Below are 12,995 nucleotides of genomic sequence, written 5' to 3'. Positions count from 1 at the left end.
ACCGCCCCCTCAAGGTTTGGCAAAACGAACGGTGACCGGCATGCCCTGGCGCAATGCGTCATCGGCGTCGGTGACGATCACCCGCAGCCGGTACACCAAATCGGTGCGCAGATCCGGGGTTTCGACGCTTTTCGGCGTAAATTCGGCGGTCGGCGACACAAAGCCGATTTTGCCGTGATAAGGCTTGTTCGGCCGGCCATCGGTATAAATTTCCAGTTCGGCACCCGGCACCGCTTTGCTCAGACTGGATTCGTTCACATAGGCGCGCACCCACACCGGGCGGGTCAGCGAAAGCGTGAATACCGTGCCGCCGGCGCTGAGCATGGTGCCCGGCTCGACAGCGCGCGTCAGCACCGTGCCGGCCGAAGGGGAAACCAGGGTGGTATCGTGCAAATTCAGCTGCGCCTGCGCCAGCGCGGCTTCATTTTGCGCCAGATTGGCTTTGGCTTCTTCTATCTCCTGCGGGCGGTTGCCGCTGAGGTATTGCGACAGCTTGTCTTTCGAGGCCTGCAGGTTGGCCTGCGCCTGATTGCGCGAAGTGCGGGCATCTTCCAGCGCATCGGCGGAGGTGGCGTTTTTCGCCCATAATCCTTGCTGGCGCTTGAGGAAGCTGTCGGCATAGTTAAAGGCGGAAAGGCGTTGCGCCACTTCCGAACGCACCTGGGCAATTTCTTCGGCGCGGTAACCGGCCATCAGCAGCGCCAGCTTGGCCTTGGCGCTGGCGACGTTGGCCTGCGCCTGTTGCAGCGCGTTAATGTACGGCGCATCGTCCAGCTTGCCGAGCAGTTGCCCCGGTTGGAGCGGATCGCCCTCGTCCACGGTCAGCGACGCCAGCCGCCCGTCGACGCGGAAGCCGAGATTCACCGTGCGGATATCGACGTTGCCGTACAGCGTCAGCGGCTGGTCTTGCTGCTGTTGGTAATACCAAAAGCCGTAACCGGCGGCGGCGATCAGCACGATAACCGCCACAATAATGGCACTGCGTTTCTTGTTCATAACACTCCCTGCCTATAAAGATTAAACCCAATGAATTTCACGTTACGGCCAGGCGACAAGTGCGTGAGTCCCCAGGAGCTTACTCAAGTAAGTGACTGGGGGGCGTGCACGCAGTCAACAACGCCGTAGCTTGAAAGACGCGGGGTTTATGCGCCATAACGCTGGCGCAGCCCATTCACCAGAAGATCTATGTGTTCTGCCAGCACCTCGCCGATCTGCGCCGCTTCGGCCGCACCTATCTGCTGCCAGCCCGCTTGCCGGCGCACGGTTTCCCGCGCGATGCGAAACGACAGTACCTCGCCGATCAGCGCGTGAGTGTGCAGCACGATTTTGGTCGAGCGCTCGTCGATGCCGGTATAGGCCGCCAACAGGCGGCACAGTTTGCTATGCAGCGGCGCTATCACCTGCTGGTGGATCAGCGGATAAGCATCGGTAGGCGAGAGCTGTTCGCGCGACATGATTTTGCTCAGGTTCAGCGTATGCGGTTGGGTCATCAGTTCGCTGAACGCCAGCAGCCCGCTTTTCAGGTAAGCGAGATACTGTTCCGGCCGGCGCTCGGCGGCGGGCCGTTGCCAGAAGCGGTCAATTTCCTCGGCCAACGGGCGGAACGCCTGCTGGATAAAGTCGGCGATCCACTGCGCAACGGCCAGATAGAGGCCTTCTTTGGAATTGAAGTAATAGGTAATGGCGGCGATGTTCTGCCCGGCGCGCTGGGCGATATCGCGGGTGGTCGCGCCCTGAATGCCGTATTCGCCGAACATCTCGATGGCGGCGGCGATCAGCTGCTGGCGCGCCTGTTCGCCGCGCGCCCGGCCGGAAGTTTGATGAGCTGGCATAGACGGTGCTCGCAAAAGTTAATCAATCATATGATTAACTTTATGCCAGATTGGGTGAAATGCAACCAGAAACCCTTTTTAAATTCAGGTTATTCTCGGGATATGCTGAATTTCCGGCATATTGTGCTTTCGGTCAGTAAAATTGCGTTTTCTTGTGCGACTTCTGCTACACTCCCGCGCTGGTGCACTGCAGTTTGTGCCAAATCCCTCGTGGTCATGCTTAATGCCCCGTCTGATCATCCTCCCAGGAAACTGCACCGAACATTGTTTAGGTTAGGGGGGATCTGGAGCTTTTCTCTACTATGTCATTTGAAACTCTCGGCTTAAGTGCTGAAATTCTGCGCGCTGTTGAAGAACAGGGCTATCGCGAACCTACGCCAATTCAGCGCCAGGCTATCCCTGTGGTGTTGGAAGGTCGTGACCTGATGGCCAGCGCACAGACCGGTACCGGTAAAACCGCTGGCTTTACCCTGCCGCTATTGCAGCTGCTGAGTAAGCATGATCATCCGATCAAAGGCCGTCGCCCGGTACGTGCGCTGATCCTGACGCCAACCCGTGAACTGGCGGCGCAGATCGGCGAAAACGTCGAAGCTTACAGCAAACACCTGCGCCTGCGTTCGCTGGTGGTGTTTGGCGGCGTGAGCATCAACCCGCAGATGATGAAACTGCGCGGCGGCGTCGACATTCTGGTGGCAACACCGGGTCGCCTGCTGGATCTGGAACACCAGAACGCGGTTGACCTGTCCAAAATTGAAATTCTGGTGCTGGACGAAGCTGACCGCATGCTGGATATGGGCTTTATCCATGATATCCGCCGCGTGCTGGCCAAGCTGCCTGCCAAGCGTCAGAACCTGCTGTTCTCGGCCACCTTCTCCGACGACATCAAAGCGTTGGCGAACAAGCTGCTGCACAACCCGGCATCGGTGGAAGTGGCGCGCCGCAACACCGCGTCCGAGCAGATCGAACAAAGCGTGCACTTCGTCGACAAGAAGCGTAAGCGGGAACTGCTGTCGCAGATGATCGGCGAAGGCGACTGGAAGCAAGTATTGGTGTTCAACCGCACCAAGCACGGCGCCAACCACCTGGCCGAGCAACTGAACAAAGACGGCATCACTGCCGCAGCGATCCACGGCAATAAAAGCCAGGGCGCGCGTACCCGTGCATTGGCCGATTTTAAAGACGGCAAAATTCGCGTGCTGGTGGCAACCGACATCGCGGCGCGCGGTCTGGACATCGACCAGTTGCCGCACGTGGTGAACTACGAGCTGCCTAACGTGCCGGAAGATTACGTGCACCGCATCGGCCGTACCGGCCGTGCAGAGCGTACCGGTGAGGCTATCTCGTTGGTGTGCGTGGATGAACACAAACTGCTGCGCGACATCGAGCGCCTGCTGAAGCGTGAAATCCCGCGTATTGCCCTGCCAGGCTACGAGCCGGACCCAAGCATCAAGGCGGAGCCGATCATCAACGGCCGTCAGGGTGGCGGGCGCGGCAACGGCGGCGGTCAACGCTCCGGTGGCGGCCAGCGCAGCGGTAACGGCGGCGGCCATAGCGGCCAACGTGAAAACCGTGGCGGCGGCAGTGCCCGTCCTCAGGGCGATGGCAAACCGCGTTCAGGCGCGCCGGCACGCCGTCCGCGCAGTCGCAAACCGGGCGAATAATATCGCGCTGTTGCAAGACGCTATCAGGCCACCTTTATAGGTGGCTGAGTTTGATGACAAAGTTGTCTTTAAACCCGAGATACCCGGGCCTAGCGCACCGAGGGGCGCTCCGGCGGGCAAGCCGCTACGACCCCTTCGGCACGCTCTCCCTAATAATCGGCTTTGTCAGCAGTCTGGGCCACCTTTATAGGTGGCTTTTTTTATGTCTGGCGGAAGTGAATTTTCATACTAGGATCGACGGGGTAACTCAATTTCTCTGGAGCCGGTGATGAAACTGAAGTGCGCAATTCTTGATGATTATCAGCAGGTGGCGCTCACCATGGCGGACTGGTCGGCGATCGCCGGGCGGGTCGAGGTGTTCGCCATGAGCCAGCATTTTACCGACGAGGCGGAGCTGGCGGTGCACCTGCAAGACTGCGACATGCTGGTGATCATGCGCGAGCGCACGCCGATCACCGCCACGCTGCTGGCCCGTTTGCCGAAGTTAAAACTGCTGATCACCTCCGGTATGCGCAATGCCTCTATCGATCTGGCCGCTGCCGAACAGCGCGGCATTGTGGTTTGCGGCACCGCCAGCGGCTCGGCCGCGCCGATGGAGCTGACCTGGGCGCTGCTGCTGGGGCTGGCAAAGCACACGGTGGCGGAAAATGCCGGGCTGCGCAATAACGGCCCCTGGCAACAGGCGCTTGGCGTCACCCTGCAAGGCAAAACGCTGGGCCTGCTGGGGCTGGGCAAGATTGGCAGCCAGATGGCCAAGGTGGCGCAGGCGTTCGACATGCGGGTGCTGGCCTGGAGCCAGAACCTGACGGCGGAAAGAGCCGGGCAACAGGGCGTTGCGCTGGCCGAGTCGAAACGGGCGCTGTTCGAGCAGAGCGATTTTGTCTCCGTCCATTTGGTGCTGAGCGAACGCAGCCGTGGGCTGGTGGGGCGCGATGAACTGGCCGCGATGAAACCTTCCGCCTATCTGATCAACACTTCGCGCGCGGCGATTGTCGATCAGGCGGCATTGATAGAAGCCCTGCAACAACAACGGATCGCCGGTGCCGGGCTGGACGTGTTCGAGGTTGAACCCTTGCCGGCGGACGATATCTTCCGCCGCCTGCCCAACGTGCTGGCGACGCCGCACCTGGGTTACGTGGCCGATGACAACTACCGCATCTACTTCCGCGAGGCGATTGAGGACATCGAGGCGTTTCTCGCCGGGCAGCCCCTGCGCAGGTTGAGCTAAGGCGGTTTGAATCCCAAAATAATTGGAGTTGCATCGCGGCGGCAACTAAGCGCATCCCTGGGAGCGTACAGGTAGTACGTGACCGGGGTGACAAATCTGTCAGGAACAGATTTGAACGCTGCTTGCAGCGGCCCCAAAGGGGGGAGGCCCACGGATGGGCCGAATATCCGCAGGAAGCCAACAAAGATGCAGCTTCAAATATGCAGGGTTTATTCCCCCGTGCGCTTGTCTGATACCGGCATTCCCCCGTATCATTGCGCGTCTTTTTAAGCAGGGGTAATCATGCGCGTATTATTGGCTCCGATGGAGGGCGTTCTCGATTCTTTGGTGCGCGAGCTGCTCACCGAAGTGAACGACTATGACCTGTGCATCACCGAATTCCTGCGCGTGGTCGATCAACTGCTGCCGGCCAAATCTTTCTATCGCCTTTGCCCCGAACTGCACCACGCCAGCCGCACCCCGTCCGGCACGCTGGTGCGCATCCAGCTGTTGGGCCAGCACCCGCAGTGGCTGGGGGAAAACGCCGCCCGCGCGGTCGAGCTGGGCTCTTACGGCGTCGATCTCAACTGCGGCTGCCCGTCCAAGCTGGTTAACGGCAGCGGCGGCGGGGCAACCTTGCTGAAAGACCCGGAACTGATTTACCAGGGCGCTAAAGCGATGCGCGCGGCGGTGCCGGATCATCTGCCGGTAACGGTAAAGGTACGCCTGGGTTGGGACAGCGACAGCCGCAGTTTTGAAATCGCCGACGCGGTACAACAGGCGGGTGCCACCGAGCTGGCGGTGCATGGCCGTACCAAAGAGGACGGCTACAAGGCCGAGCGCATTAACTGGGCGGCGATTGGCGAGATCCGCAAGCGGCTGACCATTCCGGTGATCGCCAACGGCGAAATCTGGGATTACCAAAGCGCGCAAGACTGCCTGCAAACTACTGGCTGCGACGCGGTGATGCTGGGGCGCGGCGCATTAAACGTGCCGAACCTGAGCCGGGTGGTGAAATACAACGAACCGCGCATGCCGTGGCCGCAGGTGGTGCAACTGCTGCAAAAATACGTTCAGCTGGAAAAGCAGGGCGACACCGGCCTGTATCACGTGGCGCGCATCAAGCAGTGGCTGGGGTATTTACGCAAAGAGTATGCAGAGGCCACCGAGCTGTTCGGCGAAGTGCGCGCTCTGACCAACTCGAAGGACATTGCGCGGGTGATTTGCCGCTGACGTGAGAAAAGCGGCGGGTTACCCTGGTGATAACCCGCGCTAATTTATCTCATTGTTAGAAATGTTTATTTTTTTGCGCAGATGAGATACCCAGTGTCCATGTATTTTACCAGCATAAGGTTATCTTTTAATCGCCATATTTCCAGAGGGAAGTCTATCTTCTGTGGTCTAGGTGAAATATCGGCCAGCCAAATATTTTCGGGGGTTGTATCAATAGGGTATTTTATCACCTTGGTGATAGTCGCCTTTTTAACATGATTGATCTCCATAGGGGCAAAAGAAAAGTAACTGACTCTGGAAAGAAGATAGTGGTTTTCTTTGGTCTGGACCTTGCCGGACATGACGAAAAAACCTTCGTTTTCGCTCTTCAGAAATAGGGTTATACGGCCATCATACAGCGTGAAATCATTGTCCTTTTCTATCAAAAACTCATAAGGTGATGCGCATTTGAAGGGTTCTTCGGCACGAATACTGAATGAAAAGAACAGCAAAAAAAGAAACGCATTCAGGACAATCAGCAGTTTTTTCATTTTGATGTATTTCTCAGGTTTTTTATGTTGAAACAGGTGTCATAATGGTTTTTTTTGTTTTTATTGCAAATAGAAATTAAATCAGATCGCACCATTTTTTTGCTGGCAATTTCTTCCATGTAGAAAATGTCGGCATGGGTTTGTGCGCAATCAATCTTCTGTTGCTTTAGAGTGTTTTTTATTTTCAATAATAAATTATTCCCATTATCTATTTCTCCAATAGTGTAGATCTCACAGTTATCTATCTTAGATATCCGCTGATAGGGATAACTTTCGTCGTTTTTCCCTTTCAACAAATTTACGCCTGAGAAAATAAAAATAATAACTAACCCCGAAGCAATCAACAGCCACTTTTTGTATGGCAATAACCCAGGGGTATACATTCGATTTTTTTTGTGCAGAACCACACCATTTTCTGGCTGTGCTACAGCTTCGAGAATAACGGGAGCTTTAGTTCTTTGGGCAATATCATCCATAAAGTCAATATCAACCTCAAACCTGAAGCCCACTTTGGGGATGGTAATGATAATTTCCTTGATGCCCAATAGAGCAAATTCTTTGCGCAGTTCGCTAATGTAATTATTTAAACCGGCATTAGAGGCGGTGAAGCCGTAGGTAGTCCACACCCTTTCCATGAGATCATCCCGGGTAATGTTTTTCCTGTTGTTTTGTATTAATTCCAGCAGTAACCGGCTTGCCGGTTTAGTCAGCCTGGTGACAACCTGGTTATTCTCGTACAGACACAATGTTAATTCTTCAGAGTTAAAAACAACGATTTTGTTTATTATGTATTTCATGTTTATAAGTTTTATGTGGATTAGCAGGTCTTGTTGTTAGCCTATATCCTAACCCAGATGACTTGGTTTTCAAGAAAAATCTTATTGCATCCATAAGATTTTTCCATTGACGATAATTTATTGTTTTTATTCTGGTTTAATAATCTTGTCGCTGCCATTATTTTGATAATTTTTAGTGTAAAAATATAATTAATCGCATTTTTTAAGGTTTTAATGTTGTAAATTTTAACCTATTTAGTTTATTTTGCTGTTTTGCTTTTGGCGGGGGTATCATTTTCACATCGCCAAAATAGGGGGGGTAGCAAGATTCTCTGTATTGGCGAACGTGAAAAAATAAAGAGTGGCTGCGTAAGCACAAGGACTCTTTCTTTATTAAATTAATTGTATATATGGAATTAACACAATGAAACTGAACAAAATCATGCTGGCAGCCGTAATGACCCTGGGTACTATCTCTATGGCTAACGCCGCTAACCAAGGTTCCGGCACCGTAACCTTTAACGGTTCTATCATTGATGCACCGTGTTCTATCGAGCCGGGCAGCCTGCATCAGACTGTGGAGCTGGGCGATATCGCCTCTGCACAGCTGAAAAACGGCGGCAAGTCTACGCCGCAGGATATTGTGATCAAGCTGGTCGGTTGTGATGTGGAAACGGCTAAAGACGTGACCACCACCTTTAGCGGTGCCGAGTCTGAAGCGGCTCCTGGCCTGCTGGCAATGAAAGGTTCCGCTCGCGGCGCCAGTATCGCCATCAACGACCTCGACGGTAAACTGCTGCCACTGACCAAAGCCAGCAAAGCGCAAAAAATTGAAGACGGCCAGGCAACCCTGCGCTTCAGCGCACACCTGCAGGGCGACGGCGCTTCTGCTGCCATCACCCCGGGCGAATTCAACTCTGTTGCTGACTTTACCCTGGCGTACCAATAAGCCCACGGCGATTAATTCGCACAGTTAATTGCATGCGGGGCAACCCGCATGCTGCTTATACCCAAAATAATTGGAGTTGCAGGAAGGCGGCAACTGAGCGAATCCCGATGAGCTTACTCAAGTAAGTGATTCGGGTGAGTAAAGGCAGCCAACACACCTGCAACTTGAAGTATGACGGGTATATTAACTCGTTATGTGGGGAGAAGGTATGCATTCACAGCATGGCAAAAGGATATTGCACAGTGCGGTGTTAGTTAATCTGTTGCTGTGTTCCTCTTTGGCGCAATCGGCCAATCAGGGGCGTGGCGAAGTGACCGTGAATGGCAGGATTATCGCCTCCGCCTGCGCCATTGATACTGAAAGCCTTGACCAAACCATTACTCTGGCGACGCTGCCCGTCAGCCAGATTATTCGTGACGGCCAGGGCGAGTTGCATGAGTTTACTATTAAGCTGGTGAATTGCACGTTAGAGAAATTCAACCCTGCGCTGGATGACTGGCGATATTTTGCCGTGACCTTTGACGGCAGAGAAGATGCCGGATTATTTGGTATTGACGGTAACGCGAAGGGCATTGCCCTGCAAATATCCGATAAGCGGGGGAATGTCGCCGCACCCGGAATGCCCATGGCAAAAAATGAAATTCAACCCGGCACCATGGAGTTTAATTATGGCCTGCGGTTGATTGGCAATAATCAGGTAATGAAGGCCGGGAGTTATTACTCCACCGTGCGCTTTAAAATGGATTACTACTAAATATGCCTGAATGCGGTAACTGCGAATTAAATAATTATTGATAAGGGTCTGCGGATGTCAACTACTCCGTCATATGGCTGTATAGGGAAAATACGACCGCGAATCTTGGGGCTGTTGATCGTCTTTATTCTGGCGGGGAATGCTGCCAATGTCGCAGCTGCTGATATTGAATTCAATACCGACGTACTGGATGTGACGGATCGCGCCAATATTGACCTGGAGCAGTTTTCTCGCGGCAACTTTATTATGCCCGGTGATTATCTGTTTGCCGTGCACATTAATAAACAGACATTAACCGATCGGCCGGTGGCGTTTTACCCGCCGGATGACGATGCCAAAGGCAGTGAAGCCTGTATTACGCCGCAGTTGGTTGAGCAACTGGGGTTAAAAGAATCTGCATTACTGAAATTGACCTGGTGGCACCAAAACCAGTGTATGGATCCCCGCAGCCTGGAGGGGATGGAAATGCGCGGCGATTTAGGCGCGGCGGCGCTGTACCTGAATATTCCGCAGGCGTATCTGGAATATACCGCAGAAAACTGGGACCCGCCTTCACGCTGGGACGAGGGGATCCCGGGGGTGCTGTTTGATTACAACCTGAATGCGCAAAGCCAGCGCCAGCAAAAGCAGGGCACGCAGAGTTATAACCTCAGCGGCAACGGCACCCTTGGCGGCAATCTGGGCGCCTGGCGGCTGCGGGCAGACTGGCAATCGCGGCTGGATCACCAGGGTGGCTCGGGCGAGCCGACCCGCACCAGCTGGGACTGGAGCCGTTACTACGCCTACCGCGCACTGCCGAAGCTGGGTGCCAGGCTGACGATGGGCGAGGACTATTTAAACTCCGACATCTTCGACAGCGTGCGTTTTGCCGGCGCCAGCCTGGTGACCGACGACAACATGCTGCCGCCCAACCTGCGCGGCTATGCGCCGGAGGTGACCGGCGTGGCGCGCAGCAACGCCAAGGTGATTATTCGCCAGCAAGGGCGCGTGTTGTATGAGACCCAGGTGGCAGCGGGGCCGTTCCGCATTCAGGACATCAACGACGCGGTCAGCGGCCAGCTGGACGTGCGGGTGGAAGAGCAGGACGGCAGCGTGCAGGAGTTCAAGATGGACACCGCCAGCATCCCGTACCTGACCCGGCCCGGCTCGGTGCGTTACAAGGTGGCGGCCGGCCGGCCGGCTGACTGGGAACACCATAGCGACGGGCCGATGTTCGGCTCCGGCGAGTTTTCCTGGGGCGTGAGCAACGGCTGGTCGCTGTACGGCGGCGGCGTGGCGGGCGGCGATTACAACGCGCTGGCGCTGGGGGTGGGGCGTGATCTGATGATGTTCGGTGCACTGTCTTTCGACGCCACCCAGTCACGCGCCAACCTGCCGCAGCAGGGCACGCTGAGCGGCGGTTCATACCGCCTGAGCTATTCCAAGCGCTTTGACGACTATGACAGCCAGGTGACCTTTGCCGGCTACCGCTTCTCGGAGCGCAACTATATGTCGATGGGCGAATACCTGGATGCACGCCGCGACGGTACGCGAACCAACAGCAGCAAGGAGATGTACACCATCACCTTTAACCAGCAGTTCCGCGATCTGGGGTTGAGTGCCTATCTCAACTACAACCACCAGACCTACTGGGACCGGCCGGCGAATGACCGTTACAACCTGACGCTGTCGCGCTATTTCGACCTGGGGCGCTTCAGGAATATCAGCCTGTCGCTGACCGGCTATCGCAACAAATATAACGGCACCAATGACGACGGCATGTACCTGTCGCTGTCGCTGCCGTGGGGCAGCAATGGCTCACTGAGCTACAGCGGCAGTTACAACCGCAACGATAACACCCATCAGGTGGGGTATTACGACCGGCTCAATGAGCGCGACACTTACCAGGTGAGCGCCGGTACTGCGCGCAGCGGCGCGACAGCCAGCGGCTACTACAGCCACAGCGGCGATCTCAGCCAGGTGAACGCCAGCGCCAGCTACCAGGCCGGGCAGTACAGCTCGCTGGGGCTGTCGATGCAGGGCGGCGCGACCGCCACCCTGAAAGGGGCGGCCTTGCACCGCAGCAGCATAAGCGGTGGCACCCGCATGTTGCTGGATACCGACGGCGTGCCGGGGATCCCGATCCGCGGTTACAGCTCACCGACGCTGACAAATGCGTTCGGCAAGGCGGTGGTGGTGGACGTCGGCAGTTACTACCGCAACCAGTTCAGTATCGATCTGAACACGTTGCCGGAAAACGCCGAGGTCAGCCAGAGCGTGGCGCAGGCCACCCTGACCGAAGGTGCCATCGGCTACCGACGTTTTGAGGTGATCGCCGGCGAGAAGGCGATGGCGGTAGTGCGGCTGGCGGACGGTTCTGCCCCGCCGTTTGGCGCCACGGTGCGCAACGGCAAGCGGCAGGAGGTGGGCATTATCAATGACAACGGCGAAGTCTACCTGAGCGGCATCAACGCCGGGGAAGCCATGAGCGTGAGCTGGGGCGGCGCGGAGCAGTGCGGCTTTACCCTGCCGCAGACGCTGTCGCCTGGCCAATTGACCAATCTGTTACTGCCTTGCGGCCCGGTGGCCAACGGCAAGGCGTTAAACACTGTTAAAGAGTAGAGATCAATGAAAACCAATAATCTAGTGACATTAATTGCCGGCGGCCTGGCGGGCCTGCTGTGCGCCCAACAGGCAACGGCTGCCATCGCGCTGGACCGCACCCGGGTGATCTTCAGCGGCGGCGACAAGTCGGTGAGCATGAGCATCAGCAACGAGAACAAACAGCTGCCTTATCTTGCGCAGGGCTGGATCGAAGACGCCAACGGCAAAAAAATCACCAGCCCATTGACGGTATTGCCGCCGGTGCAACGCCTGGAACCGGGGGCCAAGAGCCAGGTGAAAGTGCAGGGGCTGCCGGCCGCCAATACGCTGCCGCAGGATCGCGAAACGCTGTTCTACTTCAACCTGCGCGAGATCCCGCCGAAGAGCGACAAACCCAACACGCTGCAACTGGCGCTGCAAACCCGCATCAAGCTGTTCTACCGGCCGAAGGCGATTGCGGTAGCCAACCCGGAAGCCAGCGCGCCGTGGCAGGAAAAACTGACCTTGACCAAACAGGGCGACAGCTACCAGGTGAATAACCCGACGCCGTATTACGTGACGCTGGTGGACGCCAGCAGCAAAAAAGGCGGTGCCAGCGCGCCGGGCTTCGAACCGCTGATGGTGGCACCCAAGGGCAATACACCGCTGAAGGTCGCGGCCTCTGCGTTGGGTAACGCGCCGGTGCTGACTTACGTCAACGACTACGGCGGCCGCCCGCAGCTGAGCTTTAACTGTAACGGCGCGAGCTGCCAGGCGGTGGCGGGCAGCAAATAAGGCCCACTGACACAACAGGTGGATAAGCGATGCGAACAACATCCCGGCGATGGAACGGCGACGGTTACCGCCGCCATGAATGGTTGTATACCCTGGTGATTACCGCGGTGGTGATGATGGTGCCGGTGTGCCTATGCGTGATGCTGTGGCTGATGCCGTCAGCCCTGGCGGCGGATAACTGGCAGGTGGAAGGTGCCCATGGCGTGCTGCATGTGCGCGGCGAACTGACCGAAAGCGCCTGCCGGCTGGAGATGGCGAGCGCGTATCAGGCGGTGTGGCTGGGCAATACCACCACGGCGCAACTGGCAAAATCCGGCGATCGCGGTGCGTCAGTGAACGTGCAATTGCAGCTGCGCGACTGCCTGCGTGGCCCGGCCGCCAACCGGGATCAACGCACCGGCAATCTGCTGTGGAGCGCCCATCAGCCGGCGGTGTCGGTGAGTTTTATCGCGCCGGCGGATGCTGACAACCCGGAACTGGTGAAGGTGCACGGCGCTTCCGGGCTGGCGTTGCGCATTAGTGATGAGCGCGGCAGGGATATCCGCCTTGGCAGTCGCGGGGCGCCACTGGCGCTGGCGGTGGGGCAAAACACGCTGAATTACCGCATCACGCCGGAACGCACCCGTGCGCAGTTGCTGCCCGGCGCCTATTCGGCGGTGGTGGATTTCCAGCTCAGCTATGACTAAGGGAATGGGC

At 56.6% G+C, this 12,995-nt stretch carries 12 protein-coding genes; 8 read left to right on the top strand and 4 right to left on the bottom strand.

The window, feature by feature from the left end; all coding sequences use genetic code 11:
• Nucleotides 1-9: 9 nt before the first annotated feature.
• A complete protein-coding gene (hlyD, locus tag V2S86_RS13025) occupies nt 10-996 on the bottom strand; it encodes a secretion protein HlyD (RefSeq protein WP_330762764.1) in 987 nt (328 codons plus the stop codon).
• A gap of 146 nt (nt 997-1,142) precedes the next feature.
• On the bottom strand, nt 1,143-1,832 hold the full coding sequence (gene cecR, locus V2S86_RS13020) for a transcriptional regulator CecR (RefSeq protein ID WP_330762763.1): 690 nt from the start codon (nt 1,830-1,832) through the stop codon (nt 1,143-1,145).
• 302 nt (nt 1,833-2,134) lie between these two features.
• On the opposite strand from cecR, the gene rhlE reads away from it, so the two are divergent.
• The 3 genes from rhlE (at nt 2,135) to dusC (ending at nt 5,933) form a co-directional block, all read left to right on the top strand.
• Nucleotides 2,135-3,493 carry an ATP-dependent RNA helicase RhlE gene (gene rhlE, locus V2S86_RS13015; protein ID WP_064798705.1) on the top strand — a complete coding sequence of 453 codons (1,359 nt, stop codon included), beginning with the start codon at nt 2,135-2,137 and terminating at the stop codon, nt 3,491-3,493.
• A 268-nt stretch (nt 3,494-3,761) separates the two neighbouring features.
• Nucleotides 3,762-4,721 (top strand): D-2-hydroxyacid dehydrogenase family protein, encoded by a 960-nt coding sequence (locus V2S86_RS13010; RefSeq protein WP_330762762.1) that lies wholly within the window; start codon nt 3,762-3,764, stop codon nt 4,719-4,721.
• A gap of 282 nt (nt 4,722-5,003) precedes the next feature.
• Nucleotides 5,004-5,933 (top strand): tRNA dihydrouridine(16) synthase DusC, encoded by a 930-nt coding sequence (gene dusC, locus V2S86_RS13005; protein ID WP_062869983.1) that lies wholly within the window; start codon nt 5,004-5,006, stop codon nt 5,931-5,933.
• 65 nt (nt 5,934-5,998) lie between these two features.
• On the opposite strand, the gene V2S86_RS13000 is transcribed toward dusC, so the two are convergent.
• Together V2S86_RS13000 and V2S86_RS12995 are read right to left on the bottom strand one after the other, a co-directional pair.
• Nucleotides 5,999-6,463 (bottom strand): hypothetical protein, encoded by a 465-nt coding sequence (locus V2S86_RS13000; protein ID WP_330762761.1) that lies wholly within the window; start codon nt 6,461-6,463, stop codon nt 5,999-6,001.
• A complete protein-coding gene (locus tag V2S86_RS12995) occupies nt 6,460-7,260 on the bottom strand; it encodes a winged helix-turn-helix domain-containing protein (RefSeq protein WP_330762760.1) in 801 nt (266 codons plus the stop codon). Before V2S86_RS12995 ends, V2S86_RS13000 begins: the two co-directional genes overlap by 4 nt.
• Nucleotides 7,261-7,663: 403 nt before the next feature.
• Between V2S86_RS12995 and V2S86_RS12990 the strand changes: the two genes are divergently transcribed.
• The 5 genes from V2S86_RS12990 to V2S86_RS12970 all read left to right on the top strand — a co-directional run bounded on the left by V2S86_RS12990 (nt 7,664) and on the right by V2S86_RS12970 (nt 12,985).
• Nucleotides 7,664-8,188 (top strand): fimbrial protein, encoded by a 525-nt coding sequence (locus V2S86_RS12990; protein ID WP_330762759.1) that lies wholly within the window; start codon nt 7,664-7,666, stop codon nt 8,186-8,188.
• Between the two features lie 208 nt (nt 8,189-8,396).
• On the top strand, nt 8,397-8,942 hold the full coding sequence (locus V2S86_RS12985) for a fimbrial protein (protein WP_004941925.1): 546 nt from the start codon (nt 8,397-8,399) through the stop codon (nt 8,940-8,942).
• Nucleotides 8,943-8,996: 54 nt separating this feature from the next.
• Nucleotides 8,997-11,543, top strand: a complete 2,547-nt coding sequence (locus V2S86_RS12980; protein ID WP_330762758.1) for an outer membrane usher protein — start codon at nt 8,997-8,999, stop codon at nt 11,541-11,543.
• Between the two features lie 6 nt (nt 11,544-11,549).
• Nucleotides 11,550-12,299, top strand: a complete 750-nt coding sequence (locus tag V2S86_RS12975; RefSeq protein ID WP_330762757.1) for a fimbria/pilus periplasmic chaperone — start codon at nt 11,550-11,552, stop codon at nt 12,297-12,299.
• A 29-nt stretch (nt 12,300-12,328) separates the two neighbouring features.
• A complete protein-coding gene (locus V2S86_RS12970; RefSeq protein WP_330762756.1) occupies nt 12,329-12,985 on the top strand; it encodes a fimbrial protein in 657 nt (218 codons plus the stop codon).
• Nucleotides 12,986-12,995: the final 10 nt, after the last annotated feature.

The organism is Serratia sp. C2(1) (assembly GCF_036352655.1).
Taxonomy (GTDB): domain Bacteria; phylum Pseudomonadota; class Gammaproteobacteria; order Enterobacterales; family Enterobacteriaceae; genus Serratia; species Serratia inhibens.
The sequence above is the reverse complement of the archived record's forward strand: the minus strand, read 5'-3'. Positions and strand labels throughout refer to the sequence as shown.